The organism is Amycolatopsis sp. NPDC114478 (genome assembly GCF_055633805.1).
On sequence record NZ_JBVKDO010000001.1, the window covers coordinates 403,415 to 423,274 of the forward strand.

The window sequence follows — 19,860 nt, forward strand, 5'->3', positions numbered from 1 at the left end:
ACGGCGGCCGAAGCCGTCCCCGCTCCGGCGATTCCCAGCAGTGCGGCGGCGGTGGCTCCGCCGAGGATCGATCACAACTGCCTCCTAGCCCTTCAGGCCGCTCTGGGCGAGCCCTTCGACGAACTGGCGCTGCGCGACGATGAACACGACCAGGACCGGCACGACCGTGGTGGTCGCGGCGGCGAGCTGGACGTTCCAGAGGTGACCGCCGTAGACGTCGACGTACTGCGTCAGCGCCACCGGCAGGGTGAACATGCTCTTGTCGGTCAGGTACACCAACGGTTCCAGGAAGAAGTTCCACGTGTTGAGGAACGTGAAGATGGCGACCGCGGCGAGCGCGGGCTTGGCGATCGGCAGGGCGACGCGCCGGTAGAGCCCGAACCGGGACAGGCCGTCGAGCCGGCCCGCTTCTTCGAGTTCGCCGGGGATGGTGATGAAGAACTGCCGCATCACGAACGTCGCCAGCACGCTCGGCGCGCCGAAGATCGGGACGACGATCAGCGGCCAGTGCGTGTTGGTCAGGCCGAGGTCGTCGACCAGCCGGAACAGCGGGATGATCGTGACCTCGCTCGGCACCATCAGTCCGATGAGGATCACCGCGAACAGCTTCTCGCCGCGGAACCGGATGCGGGCGAACGCGTACCCGCCCAGCGAGGAGAAGAACATCGTGCCGAGCGTCACGAGCACGGCGATGTACAGGCTGTTGAAGTACTGCCGCGCCAACGGGAAGTCCGTGAACGCGGTCTTGTAGTTCTCCCACTGAGGGGACGCCGGGAACATTTTCGGCGGGTAGGCGAGCACTTCGTTCGCCGGCAGCAGCGACGCCGTGATCATCCACCAGGTGGGGAACACGAACGGCACGGCCAGCACGACCATCACCGCGTAGCACGCGATCTTGGCCTTACGACTCATGGAACACCCACCGCTTCCGCATCCGCCACTGCAGCAGCGTGAGCACGAGGATGACGAGGAACAGCACGACGGCCAGCGCGGAGCCGTAACCGAGGTCGTGGTTGGCGAACGCCTGCTGGTAGAAGTAGAAGACGAGGACGTTGGTGCTGTCGGCGGGGCCACCGAGGGTGAGTACCTGGATCTGGGCGAACACCTGCAGCGCGCCGGCGACGGTGATGATGGCCGTCAGCAACGTCGTCGGGCTGATCATCGGCAGGATCACCGACCGGAACCGCCGCCACGGCCCGGCACCGTCCAATTGTGACGCTTCCATGATGGACGCCGCAATGCCCTGCAACGCGGCCAGGAACAGAACCATGTTGAGCCCGACGTTCTTCAGCACCTGCACCACGATCACCGACAGCATCGCCGTGCCGTTGCCGCGCAGCCAGTTCGGCCCGTCGATGCCGATCGTCTGCAGCAGCGCGTTGATGCCGCCGTTGTCCTGCAGGAGGAAGTTCCAGACGATCGTCCACGCGACGAGCGTGACGACCACCGGCGAGAAGAAGACCGTCCGGAACACCGTGGTGCCGCGCAGCTTCAGGTTCAGCAGCAACGCCAGTGACAGCGCCAACGCCAGGTTCAGCACGACCAGGCCGACGCAGAAGATCGCCGTGGCACGGGCGACCTTCGGCGCGGTCGGATCGTCGAAGAGCTGGGCGTAGTTGTCCGCGCCGGCGAACGTCGACGTCCCGGCCAGCAGGTTGACGTCCTGGAAGCTGTACCAGACCACCGCGACCAGCGGCGCGACGACGAAGGCGAGGAACCCGAGAGCCTGCGGGGCGACGAAGAGCCACCCCGCCAGCTCGTCGCGCTTCCTCGACGTCCACGTCATCGGCTGAGCGCCGGGTCGGTCGCCTGGCAGACGCCGGCCAGCGCCGCGGGGACGTTCGCGTCCGGCTTCCACATCGGGTCCAAAGCGGACTGGACGAGCGACGCGATCCGCGAGCTTTCGGTGTGCGACGGGAGTACCGCGCCGGACTTGATCCCGTTCACCACGACGTTCTGCAGCTGCTCCTGGCTGAACAGCGGGTTCGCCTTGGCCCGGGTGGCCGCGTTGAGCAGGCTGTCGCGGGCCGGCGGGAAGTACTGGCCGAGCTTCGCCGAGTTGGCCGGGTTGGTGAAGAACGCGAGGAAGTCCGCGGCGGCCTTGGCGTGCTTGCCCTTGACCGGGACGCCGATCCCGGCCTGGCCGATGACCTGCGCGTTCGCCCTCGGCCCGGCGGGCAGCGGGACGATCCCCCACTCGAACGGCTTGGCCTTGAGCAGCCCGGCGCGGCTGATCTGCGCGATGGTCAGGCCGCTTTCCCCGGCGAAGAAGTCCGCCGTCGTGCCCGGACCGGGCAGCGCCTTGTCGGTGAAGATCGCCTGGTGCAGGAACGTCATCGCGGCCGTCATCTCCGGGGAGGAGAACCCGCACGTCTTGCCGTCCGGGCCCCAGGCGTCGGCGCCGAACCCGCGCCAGACCGAGGCGAGCAGCACCCACTGCTTGTACTCGAACTCGCGGATGACCAGCCCGGCCTTGCCGGTGTCCTTCGCGGCGACCTGGGTGGCGATCCGCTTGGCGGCGTCCCAGGTCCACCGTCCACTCGCGAGCAACCGGTCCGGGGTCTCGGTGATCCCGGCCTGGGTGAGCAGGTTCTTGTTGTAGAACATACCGAACGGCGACGTCGAGAACGGGTAGGCGTACAGGCCGCTGTCCTTGGTCCACAGCTTCGTGGCGGACGGCACCAGCTCGCCGGCGTTGTACCCGGCGGCACTGTCCAAAGTGGGCTTGAGGTCGGTGAGGGCGCCGGACTGGACGAAGTCCGGGGCGTCGCGCTCGAGGATCCACGCGAGGTCCGGCGGGTTGCCGCCGGAGAGCTGGGTGGTGAGCGCGGCGGAGTAGGCGCTGGTGTCGCCCGGGACGACGTCGAACTTGACCGACGCGACCTCCGGGTGGGCCGTGCGGTACTCGGCGGCGATGGAGTCGAAGAGGGCGAGCTGGTTCTTGTCCGTCGTCCAGACGGTCATGCGCAGGGCGATGTCCTTGTCGTCGCCGGCGCCGCCCGAGCACGCCGTCGAAGCCAGCGCGACGGCGGACAGGGCCGCGGCGAGCAGCCGGATTCTCCGGTAGGCCACGATGCCTCCTGGTTATTCGAATTAGCAGCGACGGTAGGGTTCCACCGCCAAAGCTGTCAACAGGCCGTTCGGCCTCAGCGGGAGTCTGTTGTGGAGGGTCTCGCCGTGGTGGCGCCCTCGTGGATCGTGCACGGCAGGAGCAGCTGGCGGGGCTTGGGGTTCTTCAGCAGCCCGACGAGCACGCGCACGGCGTGCGCGCCCATTTCGTGGCGCGGGATGCGGAACATCGACCAGTCCGTGCCGGTGCTGGGCACGGCGTGCGCGTGCGGCTGCTGCGACGGGTCGGCGTCCCCGAGCACCACGATGGACAGGTCGCCGGGCACGCCCAGGCCGAGTTCGCGCGCGCAGGCCAGGAGGCCGTCGGCCATCGCCGAGCTCTCGACGAGCAGCGCCGTGACGCCCTCGTCGAGCGCCTGCCGCAACGCCGGCGCCGGGTCTTCCTCGAGGAAGACCAGCGGCGGCCGGCGGTGCTTGCGCGCCGCGGCTTCGTAGCCGCGGCGGCGATCGAGCGTCGGCTCGTTCTCCTCGGTCACGCTGAGCAGGCCGATCCGGCGGTGCCCGAGGCCCCACAGCCGTTCGTGGACCTCACGGGTGGCCGCGACGTAGTCCGCGCCGACGTAGCTGATCGGCCCGGTCGGCGACTCGCGGCGGCCGACGAACACGAACGGGAACTGCTCCTCGACGAGCTGCGCGAGCTCCTGCGGGTCGTTGTGCCGGCCGAGCAGGATCGAGCCGTCGGCGATGCGCAGCCGGTTCGTGCCCGCCTCGTAGATGCGGCGGCGCCCGTCGCGGCGGCCACCGCTGGTGAACAGCAGCAGGTCGAAGCCCTGCGCTTCGGCCTCCTCCTCGATGCCGAGCAGGAACGGCCGGTAGAAGTCGGCCACGCCGGACGGGAACACCGACTCGTAGGTGAAGACGCCGAGGATCTGGTTGGACCCGCCGCGCAGCCGGCGGCCCATGATGTCCACCGTGTACCCGGTTTCGCGCAGCACCTGCTGCACGCGGTCGCGGGTCTCGGGGGTGACGCGCAGGCTGTCGGAGCCGTTCAGCACCATGGACACGACGGCCTGCGAGACGCCGGCCAGGCGCGCCACCTGGGCCTGCGTGACCCGGCCCGAACCCGCCGTCATCCGTGACTCCCTCCGGTGCGGTTCGCCTGGACTCTACCGGCGGCACCGTCAGTACCCCCGCACTTCCGGCCACCGGCGTTCCACCCCGGCGGCGTCCAGCACCCGCGCGAAGTCTTCGAAGAGCCTGCTGTCGGCCTGGACGTCCCGCGGCTCGACGTCCTCGCCGATCGCGAACGCCGCGAGCAGCCCGGCGACCTCGCCGATGTTCCACTCCACCGGGTGCAGCCGGAAGCAGCCGTTCGTGATGTGCGTGGTGCCGATGTTCTTGCCCGCGGGCAGCAGGTTCGCCGTGCGGACGGGTAGCAGCGCGCCGAGCGGGATCTCGTACGGCACGCTGGCGACGTCGATGTAGTTGTCCCCGCCGGTCGACGGGTGCAGGTCGATCCGGTAGCTCCCGACCCCGACGGCGTCCGCGCGGCGCACCCGGCCGTCGACGCCGAGGATCTCGGCCGAGACGTCGTGCTCGGTGACGGTCGTGACCGCCTTGATGCGCCGGGCTTCGCGGACGTACGCCGACTTCGCGAGTCCGTCCTTCGTGTCGGTGACGTCGGGACGGAGCTTGAGCCCCGGGAAGCCGGTGCCGCCGTCCGCGCGGGGTGCCTCGGTCTGCAGCCAGTAGAGGACGGACAGGCTCAGCTGTTTGGCTTCGTGGTGCGCCGCTTCGACGTCGGCTTCGGTCGTGTGGCCGGGAATCGTGAGCGCGGGCTTGAGCCAGTAGTCGTTGAGCGGCCAGTTGACGAGCGTGATGTCGGAGTCGAACGCGCCGTCGGTGTGCAGGTTGCGGGCGAGGATGCGGCGGAAGGCCCACAGCTCCTTGTCACCGGCGTCGGCGCTCTGGTCGGCGCTCACCGCGAGGGGGTCACCGGGCGGGTTCGGGACGAAGGTGCGTTTGACCGGCTCCAGGGTCCGCGGGTCCGGGGCGACGAAGCCGAGCAGCGGTCCGGGCCAGAAGGCCGGCTGGTAGTCGCGCCAGAAGCCGTACATCTCCGGCCGGTCGATGACGTGGTTTTCGCCTTCGTGGTGGGAAACCGCGAAGCAGTAGGTGATGCCCTGCAGGTTGGCCGGGTCGGCTTTCCCGGGCGCGTGCGGCTCGTCGTGGTCCGCTTGGGATTCGGCGCCGGTGACGTGCTCGGTGCCGGTGAGCGGCAGGAGATTGCCGTTTTCGGTGGCGTCGAGGACGTACTGGGCCTGGACGGTGACTTTGCCCTGGCCGGATTCGAGGACCACGGCGTCGACCCGGTCTCCCGTGGTGTGCGCTTCGACCGGGCGGTGGTGGCGCAGGACGTGGATCCGCCCGGCGCTGACGTGCGGCGCGAGCAGGGCTTCGATGACGGCCAAGGCCACGCGCGGTTCGCCGCAGAGCTTGCTGACCCGCCCGGCGCCGGGGTTCAGCTCCGGGTGCTTCGCGGCTTCGGCCCGCAGCGGGTAGTGGCGGCGGTAGTGGTCGCGGATGCCCGCGCGCAGGTCGCGGTAGGTGCGGGTGGACCCGAACCGCTCGATCCAGGGGTTCTCGTCCGGCGGCACGGCCTGGGCGGTGAGCTGCCCACCGAGCCAGCCGGTCTCCTCGGTGAGCACGACGCGCCGCCCGCGGGACGCGGCGGCCAGCGCGGCGGCGACCCCGCCGAGTCCCCCGCCGACCACCAGAATCTCCGTGTCCAGTTCCCTCATGAGCCCTTCCCGGCGCTGATAATTCGAATTACTACGCGGGTATGGTGCGACGCGGGCGCGCCGGGCGTCAAGAGTCAGAACCGGACAGGAACGGCCCGGGCTACAGCGGCAGGCCCGCGTAGTTGTCAGCCAGCTCGGTCATCGCGGCGGTCGAGGTGACCGTCCGGCGGAGCTGGGACAGCTGGAGCTGGGCGTCGAAGTCGTCGCCGTGGCGGTGCAGCATCGACGTCATCCACCACGAGAAGTGCGTGCACCGCCAGACCCGCCGCAACGCCGTCTCCGAGTACGCGTCCGCGAGTTCGTCGTCGCCCTGGAACGACGCCTTGAGCGCACGCGCCAGCAGCGCGACGTCGGCGACCGCGAGGTTCAGGCCCTTCGCGCCCGTCGGCGGCACGATGTGCGCCGCGTCCCCGGCCAGGTAGAGGTTCCCGTGCCGCATCGGCGTCGTCACGAAGCTGCGCATCGGCAGGACGCTCTTTTCGGTGATCGTCCCGGTCTCGAGGGTCCAGCCGTCGACGCCCAGCCGGTCGGACAGCGCCGTCCAGATCCGGTCGTCGCTCCACCGCTCGATGTCTTCGTCCGGCGCCACCTGCAGGTAGAACCGGCTGACTCGCGGCGAACGCATGCTGTGCATCGCGAACCCGTCAGGGTGCCAGGCGTAGATCAGCTCGTCCGTCGACGGCGCGACGTCGGCCAGCACGCCCAGCCACGCGAACGGGTACGTCCGCTCCCAAACCCGCGGCTGCGGAACGGAAGCCCGGCTCGGCCCGTGGAACCCGTCGCACCCGACGACGACGTCCGCGTCGATCCGCCGCGCGACCCCGTCACCGTCCACAAAGGTCACGTACGGCCGGTCGGTCACGTAGTGCACGGCGACGTCCGAAGTGGAGTAGTACGCCGGGCGGCCGGCCTTTTCCCGCGCCACCATGAGGTCCTTGGTCACCTCGGTCTGCCCGTAGACGGTCACCGACCGGCCGATGAGATCGGTGAAGTCGATGTGGTGGCGCTCCCCCGGCGTCTGCAGGTGGATCCCGCGGTGTTCCATGCCCTCGACGTCGAGCCGGTCGCCGAGGCCGACCTGCCGCAGCAGCTCGACCGTGCCCGCCTCGAGGATGCCCGCGCGGATGCGCGCCTGGACGTACTCGGCGGTCTGCCGTTCGAGCAGCACCGAGTCGATGCCGTCGAGCCCGAGCAGGTGGGACAGCAGCAGCCCGGCCGGGCCGGCGCCGACGATGACGACCTGGGTGCGCACTGGAGACGTCCTTTCCCGAGGGGAGCCCCGAGCATCTCCCGGCGGGTCAGCCACCGACTACGGCATTCTCATTCAGTGAGAGAGCGTCCGCGAGATGCCGCGTGCCGCCGCCCGCAGCGCCGGGATCTGCGCCCGCGCGTTCCGGTCGTTGGGCACGATCACCGACAGGGCCGCGACGACGGTGTCGCCGCGGCCCCGCAGCGGCACGGCGATCCCGGTCGTCTCCTCGTCGATGAACCCGGCGCAGAACGCGTAGCCGTTGCGCCGGACGTCGGCGAGGAACCGCCGCAGCCGCGCCGGGTCGGTCAAGGTCGTGCGGCGGAAGGCCCGGAGGGGACCCGCCAGCACCTCTTCCTGCAGGTCGGCGGGGGCGTGGGCGAGCAGCACCAGCCCGGACGACGACGCGTGCAGCGGCAGCCGCCCGGCCACCCGCGTCACGTTGACGACCGCGCCGGGCGCCGAGAGCCGCTCGACGAACAGCACCTCGCGGTCCTCCAGCACGGCGAGCTGGGTGTGGTGCCCGACGACGGCGTGCAGGTCCTCCATGAAGGGCATGGCCGCCTCGCGCAGCCCGAGCGTCGGCGACGCGCGCGACGCCAGCTCCCACAGCCGAACACCCACGCGGATCCTCCGATCGGGGTCGCGGCGCAGCCAGCCGTGGCCGACCAGCTCGTCGACGAGCCGGGACGCCGTGGCGACGTGCAGGCCGGCGCGGCGCGCGATGTCCGTGACGCGCAGCGCCGGCGTGTCCGGCCCGAAGGTCTCGAAGATGCGGACGACACGCGTCAGCACGGAGTCGCGTTTCACCACGTCAGGCAGTGTGCCCCACCTCGGCGGGGCACACCGCCCGGCGTCACGGCAGCGAGTTCAGGAACGGCTCGTGGCTGTTCTGGAACTCCCAGTTGTAGTACTTGTCCCAGTTGATCGACCAGGTCATCAGGCCCCGGAAGGCGGGCGAGGTGCCGCCGCGCAGCGTGTAGGAGCCGCAGCCACTGCCCTTGACCAGGCAGTTCACCGCCGTCTGGACGTCCGCTGGTGACGTGTAGCCGTTGCCGGCGCTGACCGCGGCGGGCAGGCCGATCGCGATCTGGTCGGGGCGCAGGCCGGGGAAGAACTGGCCGGTGTTCGCGACGGTGAAGCCGGCCTTGAGCATGTCGGTCATCGCGATGTGGAACTCGGCGCCGCCCATGTTGTGGTAGGAGTTGTCGAGGCCCATGACCGGGCCGGAGTTGTAGTCCTGGACGTGCAGCACGGTGAGCGAGTCGCGCAGCGCGTGGATGACGGGCAGGTAGGCGCCGGTCCGCGCGTCACCGGCGCTCGTGCCGCCGTAGAACTGGTAGCCGACCTGCACGAAGAACGTCTCGGGCGCCATCGTCAGGACGAAACCCGAGCCGTACTTGGCCTTGAGCGACTTGAGCGCCGAGATGAGGTTGACGATCACCGGCGTGGTCGGGTTGCGGAAGTCGCTGTCCCCGGCGTTGAGCGAGAGCGAGTGGCCCTCGAAGTCGACGTCGAGACCGTTGAGGCCGTACTTGTCGATGATCGCGGAGACGGAGCTGACGAACTTGTCCCGCGCGGCGGTGGTGGTCAGCTGGACCTGGCCGTTCTGGCCGCCGATGGAGATGAGGACCTTCTTGCCCTGCGCCTGCTTGGCCTTGATGGCGGCGGTGAAGTCGGCGTCGCTCTCGACGTTCGGGCATTCGGTGGCCGGGCACCGGGTGAACCGGATGTCCCCGGAGGTGACGGAGGTCGGCTCGCCGAAGGCGAGGTCGATGATGTCCCAGGCGGCGGGGACGTCGGCCATCCGGACGTAGCCGGAGCCGTTCGCGAAGCTGGAGTGCAGGTAGCCGATCAGGGCGTGCTTGGGCAGGCCGGTGTCGACGCACCCGGAGGTGCTCCCGCTCGCGGCGGCGCTCTTCGGCGACTCCCCGGCACCGTTGTAGGCGGCGACCGTGTAGCTGTGGGTGGTGCAGGCGGTCAGGCCGCCGACGGTGGCGCTGGTCCCGGTCGTCGTGGCGACGACGGTGCTGCCTTCGTAGACGCGGTACCCGGTGACGGTCCCGGCGCTCGCGCCCCAGCTCAGGGCGATGGAGTTGGTCGTGGCCGCGGTGATTTGCGGGGTGCCGGGAGCTGTGGGCGTGCCGGGGGTGTTGCCGCCGGGGCCGTCGAGGACGACGTCGTCGGCGTAGTAGGTGCCGGCGCCGTACCAGCCGTGGAGGTAGAGCTGGGCGGAGGTCTGGCTGCCGGTGGTGAAGGTGAGGGACAGCTGGTTGTAGGCGCTCGAGTTCCCGGACCAGGTGGAGGGGCCACCGGTGACGCCGAGGTAGACGGGGTTCCCGCGCACCCAGGCCGAGACGGAGTAGGTGGTGTTCGGCTGAACGGACACGGTTTGCGAGCACTGGGCGTAGTCGGCGCCGACGGGGGTGCCGGCGAGGGCGTAGCCGCCGGTGTGGGTGGGGCTGCTGACGGTGGTGGCGTTGGCGCAGGTCCAGCCGGAGAGGGAACCGGCTTCGAAGCCGGGGTTGGCGAGGAGGTTGGCCGCATCGGCGGTCCCGGTGGCGAGCCCGGAGAGCGCGAGCATTGCGGCGGCGAGGATTGCGGACAGTCGGGAACGCCTCATCGGGTCCTCCAGTCGGGGAGACTGAGGAATATTGTCTAGACCAATATGTAAAATGTCCAGACCAACTGAGGGTGACAGCCATCAGGCGCCGACGCCGAGCAGTCTCCGCAACTCGCGTCAGCAGCCCACCAGGGACTTGGCCACCACCCGCGTCCGCCGCGCGGCGGCTCGGTCGATCACCTGGACGCTGCTCCACCCCGCAGGCACCCGCTCCGCCAGCAGCCCCTCCCGCCAGCGATCCACCCGCCGCACGTGCCGGGCGAACGACCGCCGCCGCACGATCCTGCCCCGGCTGCGCTGGCGCGCCAACGCCTGCGCCGCCGTCACGTCCAGGAACAACAGCCGCACCGGCCGCCCGCTCAGCGCTCCCACCAGCGCCAGCAGCGCCCGGGTCGACGCGCGCGTCGACGGCTCGTGGACCACGATCGGCCCCCTCGCCAGCGCCCTTCCGACCACTCGGGCACGGTGCCACGCGTGGACCACCGGCCGGTAGCAGCGGTACGGCACCGCCGGTACCGCCGCCGCCAGGCGCGTCCGGACCTGGTCGGAATCCAGCACCACCAGGCCGGCCGCGGCGTGGTCGAGCATCGTCGTCTTGCCCGCGCCGGGCAGGCCCGCCACGACCACCATGTCCCGGGGCCCGAGTTCGATGACCGTGGGCTCGCTCATGCCCGTCCAACGCACTCGCGAAGGTAATGGTTCCTTTACCTTTAGCTCACGGAACGTGATCAAGCCGGGACCAGACCCGACCGTACGGACGGCGCCACCCGGAGAGACGCGCCGATGTCACCTCGCGTGCCCGACGTCACCCCATCGCCTGAAAACCCGTGCACGGCAAGGCATTCGTCGTCCGGGAACCGCTTCGGGTGAAGATCGTCCCGGCCCCTTCCCGGCGTCCGGATTTTCCCTATCTTCTGAGGGGGACGCTCAGCCTAGAACAGGGGAACTCGCCATGACCCAGTCGCTGGAACTCCCGGTCCAGGAATTCTGTCTCGATTGGACGCTCACGGGCGACGAAGGTGGGCGCGTCGGGGTCACGCTCTCCGGGCAGGTGTCACTGCTCGACAACAACCGGTTCTACAAGATCGACGGCGTCGTCTACGTCACCGAGGGTGACGTAGACATCCGCGCGGTCGGCAACCCGTGCCTGTCCGTGCGCCGCAACGGCGTCGAGAAGTCCGGACGCCAGTGGGGCTGGGAGATGTGCTCGGCCCGCAAGCGGCTCGGCGCGCTGACCACGATGGAGGGTTACTTCGTCCGCACCGGCTACTGGGCGCCGGCCGACCGCGCGATCCAGCTGAGTCTCTGCGCCGAAACCGGGTGGAGCCGGCGCAAGAGCTACAGCCCGCACGTCACCGTCCGGATGGTCGACTGACCACAGTGGACGCCCGGCGTCGCGCGGCCGCGACGACGAGCCCCGCCGCGACCGCACCCGCGACGGCGCACCCGGCGCCGAACCCCGGCGAAGGTTCGTGCACGCGCAGCACCGAAATGCACAGCCACGCGACGGCGCCGAACAGCAGCCCCAGCACCGGCCCGCCGACCGCCGCGCCGCGCCAGCGGTGGCCGTTGCGGATGGTCCGCAGCCCGGATTCGAGGTAGGCGAGCGCGAACAGCGCCAAGATGAGGCTGCCCGCGCCCATCGCGCTGGCCAGCGGGTGCTGGCTGGTGAGCAGGGTGAAGGTCTGGGTGACGGGCCCGGTCTGGACGGTCGCGGTGACCGCCCCGCCGACCACCCACCGCGCGATCGCCGGCAGGGTGAGCTCGGCGGTGAAGCCGTTGCCGGCCGGCTTGGCGAGGGTTTCGGCCGAGCCGAGCGGAATCCCGGCGGCGGACAGGCTGAGCGCGACCCGTCCGGGATTCCCGGCCCCGGCGAGGGTGAGCGGCTTGCTGAGGTCCACTTCGACGGGCGAGGTGACCCGGGTGTTGCCGAGCAACAGGGTGGGCGACGCCCCGTGGGGCAATCGTTCGGGATTGAGCAGCGCAAGGACGATCAGCACAACGGCGGCGGCCGCGGCGGCCAGCCGCAACCAGAGAACGGCGGCGCGCGAGCGGTTGGAAGAGTCGGAGTCCGGGGCGAGCGTGCCGCCGGTCGGGCCGGAACCCGGGCCACCAAAGCCGGACGCGGAGCCGGGGCCACCCGCGCCGCCTGGGGTGCCGGGTGCCGTGTCCAACCCGCCACTCGTCGCGACCAGTGTCGCGTTAGGACCCGTCGGCCTTCTCACCGGTCGCGTGCGCTCGTCCCCCTGCGGCGCCGTCGGCGAGTTCAGCCCCGCGATCACCCGGGGCGTCAAGTGCAGCACCGGCACCCCGGACCGCTCCAGCCACCCCGGTCCGTAAACCGCCGTCGCCGCGCCCGCCAGATCAGCCGCGAACGACTCCGCCTCGCGGTACCGCGCGTCCAGCTCGCGGGCCAGCGCGCGCATGATCACGCCGGCGATCGGCATCGGTACTCCCGAAATCGGCTTCGGGTCGGTGAACATGTGCTGGCGCATCATGCTGATCGCGCCGCGCGTGTTGTCGAACGGCAGCTCCCGGGCCAGCAGCTCGTACAGCACCGTGCCCGCCGCGTACACGTCGGCCGCCGGGCTCAGCGCGTTGCCCATCGCCTGCTCCGGCGCGATGTACGCCGGCGTGCCGAGGATTTCGCCACCGTGCGTGACCAGTGTCGCGCCCTCGCTGATCACCCGGGCGATGCCGAAGTCCGCCACCTTCACCACGCCCTGCAGGTTGAACAGCAGGTTGCGCGGCTTGACGTCCAGGTGCAGCACGCCCGCCCGGTGCGCCGCGTGCAGCCCGGCGAGCATCGCCAGGCCGATCGCGCACGCCTGTTCGCCGCTGACGCCGTCGCCGTGGAACCGGCTGTGCACGGTGCCGCCGTCGAGGCGCTCCATCACCAGCAGGTGCTCGCGCCCGGTGCGGACGTAGTCGTACACCGGCACGATGTGCGGGTGGTCCAGGCTCGCCAGCACGCGGGCCTCGCGATCGAACAGCTCGCTGCTCGCCGCGTGGTTGAGCACGTCCCACGGCAGCTGCTTGATCGCGACGTGCCGCCCGAGCGTCCGGTGCGTCCCGGCGAACACGACGCCCATGCCGCCTTCGCCGATCTCCGCCCCGATGTCGTACTGCGGCAGGGCGGCGACCAGCTCGGCCGGTGCGCTCATCGGGTGAATTCCTGCGTCGGCGGGACCGCCATCCGGACCGTGGTGTCACTGTCGGTGACGACCGGCGGCGGCGCGGGGTGCGGCGTCAGGTAGCCGAGCAGGAACGCGATCGCCGCGGCGCCGAGCACCACCGGGATCTCGACCGCCGGCTCCGGCGGAACCAGCCGCAGCACCGACAGCGTGATCACCGCGACCAGGCCGGTGCCGAACCCGGCGGGCAGGAACCGCAGGCCGCGGCGCCAGCGGTTGGGCGCCAGCCGGTGCCGGGCCAGCGCGAGCAGCGCGGTCAGCCACGCGAGCACGGTGAGCACGAGCATCGCCAGGCCGAAGACGCCGTAGACCGACCAGAAGGAGCCCTGGACGTCGGCGACGGTGGTCGCTTCGCCGAGCGTCGCGCGCTGGGCGTCGAGCAGCTCGACCGACGACGGGAGCAGCCCCGTCGCCTGTCCGGTGAGGTCGCCGAGGTCGAGCACGAACGTCCGGCTGATCGAGCCCCGCGCCGGCACTTCGAAGGGCGCCGTCGTGTCGTAAGCGAAGAACGTCAGGGCGAGCGCGACGCCGGAGAGCCGCACGCTGCGGACCTTCACCGGCGCGGTGCCGGAGTTGGTCGCCACGACCTGCAGCTCGACCTGCTGGCCCGGGTCGATCGGGACGGTGGCGTCCGCGACCGGCCGCCCGTCGATCGACGCCTGCACGTCGAGCGAGCCGGCGTCCGCCGAAGCGGGTGGCGCGCCGAGCAGTACGGCGCACAAACCCAACGCAACCCCCGCCGCGATGACACGTCCCATTGGGCATCCCCTACTTGCGTTATCCGACTGGTCCGGAATGCTACAGCGAGCACACACCGGGGAGGGACGTCCCAATGCGATTCGTGGTTCGGCTGTTTTTCGGCGCCGTGGCCGGAACGTTGCTTCTGCTCGCCACCGCGACCAGCGCCAACGCACAATACACTTCGTCGGTTGGTTTGAAACCGTCGACCGGCGAGGCCGGCAGTTCCTTCACCATTTCCTGGAATTTCTACCCGTGCGGCACGGCGATCACCTTTTCCTGGAACGGCACGCCGATGTGGACGGCGAACGCGACGCTGCAGCAGACCAGCGGCACGGTCGCGGCCACCGTGCCCGCCGGCGCCCAGCCCGGCACCTACCCGGTCACCGGCACGTGCACCAACGCCCGGACCAAGCAGCCACTCACGGCGAGCAGCCAGTTCACCGTGACCGCCACGCCGACCACGACCCCGCCGCCCCCGACGACCACGACCCCGCCGGTCGTGCCCTCGAAACCGACCCGGCCCGGCACCACCACGACCCCGCCGAGCACGACCACCACCCCGCCGACCACCACGACCCCGCCGCCGACGTCGACCACCCCCACCACCCCGGCGACCACCAGCACCGCGCCGAAGCCGGGCGAACTGGTGCTCGACCGGCCGAGCGTCAAGCCCGGCGACGAGCTGTCGGCCTCCGGGAAGGGCTGCGAGCCGGGCCGGATGGTCACGCTGACCTCCGACGGCACCGAGGTCGGCTCCGCCTACGCCGACAGCTCCGGCGCCTTCACCGCGCCGGTCCAGTTCACCCGGATCGAGGCGGGGCGGCACACCGTCGTCGCCGAGTGCGGCGTGCGGCTGACCGGCGCGGTCGACCAGGTCGTGACCCGCTCGTCCGGCGGACAGACGGGCACGCTCGTCATCCTCGTGTTCTTCGTGCTCGCGGGCATCACGGTGATCCGCTTCCGATGATCCCCGGTTGACATGCAGCCGTTTGGCTGCCTATCGTGAATAGGCAGCCAAACGGCTGCATGTCACGAGAGGGCGCGATGGACGAGGTGTTCAAGGCCCTGGCCGACCCCAGCCGCCGCCGGCTGCTGGACGTGCTCAACGAGCGCAACGGCCAGACCCTGCGCGAGCTGTGCGCGGGACTGGACATGGCCCGCCAGTCGGTCAGCAAGCACCTGGCCGTGCTCGAGGCGGCCGGACTGGTCACGACGACCTGGCGCGGCCGCGAAAAACTGCACTACCTCGACGCCGCGCCGATCAACGCGATCAGCGAGCGCTGGCTGACCCGCTACGACCGCCGGCGGGCCGGCGCGCTCGCCGATCTGAAACGAGCCCTGGAGTCCGAACCGATGAACGAATTCGCGTACACCACCTACATCAGCACGACCCCGGAAAAGCTCTGGCAAGCGCTTACCGAACCGGCGTTCACCCGCCAGTACTGGGGCGTCGCGTTCGAAACCGACTGGACAAAGGGGTCGCCGATGACCTGGGCGGAAAGCGGCGCGAAAACGAGCCACCCCGAGCAGGTCGTCCTCGAAGCGGACCCGTACCGCCGCCTTTCCTACACCTGGCACACGTTCACCGAGGAATGGGCGAACGGAAACGGAATCGACGCGGAAACGCTCGCGAAACTGCAGCGGGAAGGCCGTTCGAAGGTCACGTTCACGCTGGAACCGCAGGGGGAAACCGTGAAGCTGACGGTGCTGCACGACGGTTTCGAGCCCGGCAGCACGGTCATGGCGATGTGCAGCCAGGGCTGGCCGGCCCTGCTGTCCAGCCTGAAGACGCTGATGGAGACCGGTTCCCCGCTGCCGGCAGCGTGAGCAACCGGACCAAACCGTCCAATCCGACAGATCTGGCATACGCAATCGTCTGGTTTCTCCCCCTTTCGTGGGCGCCGGGCTGAAGTCCCGGTGAATTCCCTCCTCTCGACGGCATCCGATGCGGTTTTCCGGGCGCTAGGGTCGCATAATCCGTGACCGGTGATGGTCCGATCGAGTGACGGGAGAGCAGGCGTGCCGGGGTCAGTGCGTACCCGCTGGGTGGTGGCGGCCGTGGTCGTGGCCGCCGCGGCGGGAGCCGTCGTGGCGTTCTGGCCGGACAGCGCGTCGGCCGGAGACCCCGAGATCGCGGTGTCACGCTCGGCGTGCGGCACCGGCTGGGCGGACCCGAAGCCGGGACCGCAGACGTTCCGCCTGCACAACACGGGATCGGTGACCGCCGAGGTCGACCTGATCGACCCGGCGACCGGCGTGATCTACGGCGAGGTCGAGGGCCTCGGCCCGGCGACCACCCGGCCGCTGCAGGTCACCCTCGGCAACGGCAGCTACGCGTTCCGCTGCCTGCCCGAGGACACGAGCGCGATCGTCGGACCGGCCGTGCAGGTCAGCGGCGGTGCCGAGCGGACCGGCCCGGGCGTCGCACCGGTGACGCACAACGACCTGCTCGGGCCGCTCAAGGCCTACCAGCAGCACGTCACGACGGGGCTCGGCGAACTGGTCGCGAACACGGGCGCGCTGAAGAACGCGGTCCACGGCGGCGACCGCGCGGCGAGCCGGACGGCGTGGTTGACGGCCCACCTGACGTACGAGCGGCTGGGCGCGGCGTACAACGCGTTCGGCGACTCCGACGGCGCGCTCAACGGCACCGCCAATGGCCTCCCGAACGGCACGTCCGACGCGGGCTTCACCGGCTTCCACCGCCTCGAGCAGGGTCTTTGGCACGGCGAGGACCTGGGCGCACTGGGCGCGGTGGCCGACCGGCTCGACACCGACGCCCGCGCGCTGCAGGCATCCTTCGGCAACAGCCAGGTCGACGGGAACGACCTCGGCCTGCGCGCGCACGAGATCATGGAGAACACGCTGCAGTTCGAGCTGACGGGCCGCACGGACTACGGCAGCGGCACCAACCTGGCGACGGCGCGCGCCAACCTCGACGGCACCCGCGCGGTGCTGGACGTGCTCCGCCCGCTGCTCGCGCCCCGGTACCCGGATCTGTCCAAGGTGGACACCTGGCTGACGCGCACGCAGTCCCTTTTGGACGCGGCGCACCGGCCCGACGGTAGCTGGACGCCGCTGGCGCAGCTGCCGCAGAAGGAAAGGCAGAAGCTGAACGCCGATGTGAGCGAGCTGACGGAACTGCTGGCCCCGGTCGCGGCGATCGCCGAGCCGAGGAGGGTCTCGTGATGGGGCGACCGCGCGGAACCGTGACCAGCTACGCGGGCACCAGCCGGCCGAGGAGGGTCTCGTGACCGACCAGTCTCGCTGCCCCGTACCGCACCCGGCCGGGTTGCCGCGCCGTTCCTTCCTGCGCCGCGCCGCGATGGGGGCCGGACTGACCGTTGCCGCCGGCGCCGGGCTCGGGGCCTCCTCCGCCGTCACCGACAGCACCGCGCCCGTGCCCTTCCACGGCCCGCACCAGGCCGCCATCCTGCGGAAGCCGCCCACCCAGACCGTCGTCGCCTCGTTCGACGTCGTCGCCGAGTCGAAAGCCGAGCTCACCGAGCTCTTCCGGGCCGTCACCGATCGGGCGCGGTTCCTCACCGGGGGCGGGGCGCCCGCCTCGCTCGGGATCAGCGCGCCGCCCGCCGACTCCGGGGTGCTCGGTCCCGTGGTGCCCGGTGGCGACCTGGGTGTCGTCCTCGGGGTCGGCGCCTCGCTCTTCGACGACCGGTACGGCCTCGCGAAACTCAAGCCCGCCAAGCTGAAGCCGATGACGACGTTCCCGAACGACGCCCTCGACCCGGCCCAGTGCCACGGCGACCTCAGCCTCACCCTGTCCGCGAACTCCACCGACACCGTGCTGCACGCGCTGCGCGACATCGCGCGCGCGACGCGCGGGGGCATGCAGCCGCGGTGGAAGATCAACGGCTTCAGCTCCCCGCCGCGCCCGGCCGGGACGCCGCGGAACCTGATGGGCTTCAAGGACGGCACCTCGAACCCGGAGGAAGCCGACTTCGACCGTCTCGTGTGGACACCCGGGGATCCCGCCTGGGCCGCGGGCGGCAGCTACCAGGTGGTCCGGCTGATCCGGATGCTGGTCGAGTTCTGGGACCGGGTTTCGCTGGCCGAGCAGGAGAACATGTTCGGCCGCCGCCGCGACACCGGCGCCCCGCTCGACGGCACCGGGGAAACCGACGTCCCCCGCTACGCCGACGACCCGATCGGCACCGTCATCCCGCTGACCAGCCACATCCGCAAGGCCAACCCGCGCACGCCGGAGACCGACTCGAGCCGGATCCTGCGCCGCGCGGTGAACTACGACCGCGGCGTCGACAGCAACGGCAACCTCGACATGGGCCTGGTCTTCGTCTGCTACCAGCAGGACCTGGAGCGCCAGTTCGAAGCGGTCCAGACGCGGCTGGCCGACGAACCCCTGACCGACTACATCTCCCCGTTCGGCGGCGGCTACTTCTTCGCGCTGCCGGGCGTCACCGGGCCGGACGACCACTTCGGCCGCGCATTGCTCGCCTGACCTGGCACTCCGTAGAAATGAACAGCGCACCACGAAAGGAACATCCACTGTGGACAAGAGAACCCGCCGGCGACGGCGCGGCCTGCTCGGCGCCGGGGCCCTCGCCTCGGTGGCCACGCTGGCCGTCGTCACCGGCTCCGCGTCAACCGCCGCGGACGCCCAGCCGCTGAACGTCTTCCCGGCCCACTGGATCCCCACGGCCACGCCGATCAAGCACGTCGTGGTCATCTTCGGCGAGAACATCTCGTTCGACCACTACTTCGGCACCTACCCGAACGCGGCCAACACCGACGGCACGCCGTTCAAGGCCGCGCGCGACACCCCGAAGGTCAACGGCCTCGACAAGAAGCTGCTGACGAACAACCCGAACGCGTACAACCCGAAGCGGCTCACGCACGAGCAGGCGATGACCTGCGACCAGAACCACAACTACGGCGCCGAGCAGGCCGCGTTCAACGGCGGCAAGATGGACAAGTTCGTCGAGAAGACCGAGACGGACAAGTGCACCGGCCAGCCGGTGCTGTTCGGCGAGCCCGGCCTGGTGATGGACTACTACGACGGCAACACCGTCACCGGCATGTGGAACTACGCGCAGCACTACGCGCTGAACGACAACTCCTACAACACCGTGTTCGGCCCGTCGACCCCCGGCGCGCTGAACCTCATCTCGGGCCAGACGCACGGCGGCCAGGCGGTCGACCCGGTGACGCACAAGCCGGTCAGCGACTCCTACGTGGTGTCGTCGCCGGACGCGAACGGTGTCGGCACGGTCATCAACGACCCGGACCCGGCCTGGGACGACTGCTCGGGCAAGAACCACACGAGCAAGGACAACCTGGCCACCATGCAGGGCCGCAACGTCGGTGACCTGCTCAACCAGCGCCGCGTGACGTGGGGCTGGTTCCAGGGCGGCTTCCGCCCGACCGGCGAAGCCAACGGGTACGCGGTCTGCGGCCAGAAGCACACGAACCTGGGCGGCAACGCGGTGGCGGACTACAGCCCGCACCACGAGCCGTTCCAGTACTACCAGTCGACGGCGAACCCCAAGCACCTCGCACCGTCGTCGGTGCGGGCGATCGGCCAGACCGACCGCGCCAACCACCAGTACGACATCTCGGACTTCGACGACTCGCTGAAGGCCGGCTCGATGCCCGCGGTCAGCTTCCTGAAGGCCCCGGAGTACCAGGACGGCCACGCGGGCTACTCGGACCCGCTGGACGAGCAGCAGTTCGTCGTCAGCGAGATCAACAAGATCCAGCAGTCGCCGGAGTGGAAGTCCACGGCGGTCGTGCTGGCCTACGACGACTCCGACGGCTGGTACGACCACGCCGCGTCGCAGATCGTCAACGGCTCGCACGACGCCGCGCAGGACCAGGCGGTGTGCACGGGCAAGCCGACGAAGGTGGGCACCTACGCCGACCGCTGCGGCTACGGCCCGCGGCTGCCGCTGCTGGTGGTTTCGCCGTACAGCAAGGTGAACCACGTCGACCACACGCAGACGGACCAGACCTCGGTGCTGAAGTTCATCGAGGACAACTGGTTCACCGGCCGCGTCGGCGACTCGTCCTTCGACTCCCGGGCGGGGTCGATGAACGGGATGTTCAACTTCTGGTGGCCGGAAGCGAAGAAGGTCACGCTCGACCCGAAGACGGGCGCCGTGACGCACAGCTAGTAGCTCTGCCGCAGCTCGTCGTGAGTGGGAAACA

The 19,860-nt window shown here is 70.4% G+C and carries 17 protein-coding genes; 6 read left to right on the plus strand and 11 right to left on the minus strand.

Annotated elements, in window-relative coordinates; all coding sequences use genetic code 11:
- Positions 1–84: 84 nt before the first annotated feature.
- The 9 genes from ACZ7OH_RS01930 to ACZ7OH_RS01970 form a co-directional block, all read right to left on the minus strand.
- Positions 85–912 (minus strand): carbohydrate ABC transporter permease, encoded by an 828-nt coding sequence (locus ACZ7OH_RS01930; RefSeq protein ID WP_470279142.1) that lies wholly within the window; start codon positions 910–912, stop codon positions 85–87.
- Entirely contained in the window at positions 902–1,786 is an 885-nt protein-coding gene (locus tag ACZ7OH_RS01935; protein WP_470279143.1) for a carbohydrate ABC transporter permease, read from the minus strand. Before ACZ7OH_RS01935 ends, ACZ7OH_RS01930 begins: the two co-directional genes overlap by 11 nt.
- Complete coding sequence (locus ACZ7OH_RS01940; RefSeq protein ID WP_470279144.1) at positions 1,783–3,072, minus strand: ABC transporter substrate-binding protein; 1,290 nt, start codon at positions 3,070–3,072, stop codon at positions 1,783–1,785. The genes ACZ7OH_RS01935 and ACZ7OH_RS01940 overlap by 4 nt, the downstream gene beginning before the upstream one ends.
- Before the next feature lie 74 nt (positions 3,073–3,146).
- Entirely contained in the window at positions 3,147–4,202 is a 1,056-nt protein-coding gene (locus ACZ7OH_RS01945) for a LacI family DNA-binding transcriptional regulator (protein ID WP_470279145.1), read from the minus strand.
- A 48-nt stretch (positions 4,203–4,250) separates the two neighbouring features.
- Complete coding sequence (locus ACZ7OH_RS01950; protein WP_470279146.1) at positions 4,251–5,870, minus strand: FAD-dependent oxidoreductase; 1,620 nt, start codon at positions 5,868–5,870, stop codon at positions 4,251–4,253.
- Positions 5,871–5,970: 100 nt separating this feature from the next.
- Positions 5,971–7,122 carry a 4-hydroxybenzoate 3-monooxygenase gene (locus tag ACZ7OH_RS01955; RefSeq protein ID WP_470279147.1) on the minus strand — a complete coding sequence of 384 codons (1,152 nt, stop codon included), beginning with the start codon at positions 7,120–7,122 and terminating at the stop codon, positions 5,971–5,973.
- Positions 7,123–7,194: 72 nt separating this feature from the next.
- Complete coding sequence (locus ACZ7OH_RS01960) at positions 7,195–7,932, minus strand: IclR family transcriptional regulator (protein WP_470279148.1); 738 nt, start codon at positions 7,930–7,932, stop codon at positions 7,195–7,197.
- Between the two features lie 43 nt (positions 7,933–7,975).
- Positions 7,976–9,742 carry a chitinase gene (locus ACZ7OH_RS01965; protein WP_470279149.1) on the minus strand — a complete coding sequence of 589 codons (1,767 nt, stop codon included), beginning with the start codon at positions 9,740–9,742 and terminating at the stop codon, positions 7,976–7,978.
- A gap of 117 nt (positions 9,743–9,859) precedes the next feature.
- A complete protein-coding gene (locus ACZ7OH_RS01970) occupies positions 9,860–10,411 on the minus strand; it encodes a P-loop nucleotide/nucleoside kinase family protein (protein WP_470279150.1) in 552 nt (183 codons plus the stop codon).
- A gap of 283 nt (positions 10,412–10,694) precedes the next feature.
- On the opposite strand from ACZ7OH_RS01970, the gene ACZ7OH_RS01975 reads away from it, so the two are divergent.
- The gene (locus tag ACZ7OH_RS01975; protein ID WP_470279151.1) at positions 10,695–11,117 is read left to right on the plus strand and encodes a hypothetical protein; all 423 of its coding nucleotides are present in this window, start codon (positions 10,695–10,697) and stop codon (positions 11,115–11,117) included.
- Here ACZ7OH_RS01975 and ACZ7OH_RS01980 read toward each other — a convergent pair.
- Complete coding sequence (locus ACZ7OH_RS01980) at positions 11,095–12,906, minus strand: serine/threonine-protein kinase (RefSeq protein ID WP_470279152.1); 1,812 nt, start codon at positions 12,904–12,906, stop codon at positions 11,095–11,097. The genes ACZ7OH_RS01975 and ACZ7OH_RS01980 overlap by 23 nt on opposite strands.
- On the minus strand, positions 12,903–13,694 hold the full coding sequence (locus tag ACZ7OH_RS01985; protein ID WP_470279153.1) for a hypothetical protein: 792 nt from the start codon (positions 13,692–13,694) through the stop codon (positions 12,903–12,905). Before ACZ7OH_RS01985 ends, ACZ7OH_RS01980 begins: the two co-directional genes overlap by 4 nt.
- Positions 13,695–13,870: 176 nt before the next feature.
- Here ACZ7OH_RS01985 and ACZ7OH_RS01990 point away from each other — a divergent pair, with 176 nt between their 5' ends.
- The 5 genes from ACZ7OH_RS01990 to ACZ7OH_RS02010 all read left to right on the plus strand — a co-directional run bounded on the left by ACZ7OH_RS01990 (position 13,871) and on the right by ACZ7OH_RS02010 (position 19,826).
- Positions 13,871–14,644 carry a hypothetical protein gene (locus ACZ7OH_RS01990; protein ID WP_470279154.1) on the plus strand — a complete coding sequence of 258 codons (774 nt, stop codon included), beginning with the start codon at positions 13,871–13,873 and terminating at the stop codon, positions 14,642–14,644.
- A 77-nt stretch (positions 14,645–14,721) separates the two neighbouring features.
- Positions 14,722–15,504, plus strand: a complete 783-nt coding sequence (locus tag ACZ7OH_RS01995) for an ArsR/SmtB family transcription factor (protein WP_470279155.1) — start codon at positions 14,722–14,724, stop codon at positions 15,502–15,504.
- A 204-nt stretch (positions 15,505–15,708) separates the two neighbouring features.
- Positions 15,709–16,866, plus strand: a complete 1,158-nt coding sequence (locus tag ACZ7OH_RS02000; protein ID WP_470279567.1) for an EfeM/EfeO family lipoprotein — start codon at positions 15,709–15,711, stop codon at positions 16,864–16,866.
- Between the two features lie 136 nt (positions 16,867–17,002).
- Positions 17,003–18,154, plus strand: coding sequence for a Dyp-type peroxidase (locus ACZ7OH_RS02005; RefSeq protein WP_470279568.1), 1,152 nt, complete (start codon positions 17,003–17,005; stop codon positions 18,152–18,154).
- 49 nt (positions 18,155–18,203) lie between these two features.
- Entirely contained in the window at positions 18,204–19,826 is a 1,623-nt protein-coding gene (locus ACZ7OH_RS02010; protein ID WP_470279156.1) for a phospholipase C, read from the plus strand.
- Positions 19,827–19,860 lie beyond the last annotated feature (34 nt).

Excerpts from the sequence above, each read along its gene's own strand:
- ACZ7OH_RS01995 (WP_470279155.1), top strand. The coding sequence starts at position 14,722 with ATGGACGAGGTGTTCAAGGCCCTGGCCGACCCCAGCCGCCGCCGGCTG.
- ACZ7OH_RS01950 (WP_470279146.1), bottom strand. The coding sequence starts at position 5,870 with ATGAGGGAACTGGACACGGAGATTCTGGTGGTCGGCGGGGGACTCGGC.
- ACZ7OH_RS01980 (WP_470279152.1), bottom strand. The coding sequence starts at position 12,906 with ATGAGCGCACCGGCCGAGCTGGTCGCCGCCCTGCCGCAGTACGACATC.
- ACZ7OH_RS01945 (WP_470279145.1), bottom strand. The coding sequence starts at position 4,202 with ATGACGGCGGGTTCGGGCCGGGTCACGCAGGCCCAGGTGGCGCGCCTG.
- ACZ7OH_RS01930 (WP_470279142.1), bottom strand. The coding sequence starts at position 912 with ATGAGTCGTAAGGCCAAGATCGCGTGCTACGCGGTGATGGTCGTGCTG.
- ACZ7OH_RS01975 (WP_470279151.1), top strand. The coding sequence starts at position 10,695 with ATGACCCAGTCGCTGGAACTCCCGGTCCAGGAATTCTGTCTCGATTGG.
- ACZ7OH_RS01970 (WP_470279150.1), bottom strand. The coding sequence starts at position 10,411 with ATGAGCGAGCCCACGGTCATCGAACTCGGGCCCCGGGACATGGTGGTC.
- ACZ7OH_RS01965 (WP_470279149.1), bottom strand. The coding sequence starts at position 9,742 with ATGAGGCGTTCCCGACTGTCCGCAATCCTCGCCGCCGCAATGCTCGCG.
- ACZ7OH_RS01985 (WP_470279153.1), bottom strand. The coding sequence starts at position 13,694 with ATGGGACGTGTCATCGCGGCGGGGGTTGCGTTGGGTTTGTGCGCCGTA.
- ACZ7OH_RS01935 (WP_470279143.1), bottom strand. The coding sequence starts at position 1,786 with ATGACGTGGACGTCGAGGAAGCGCGACGAGCTGGCGGGGTGGCTCTTC.
- ACZ7OH_RS02005 (WP_470279568.1), top strand. The coding sequence starts at position 17,003 with ATGGGGGCCGGACTGACCGTTGCCGCCGGCGCCGGGCTCGGGGCCTCC.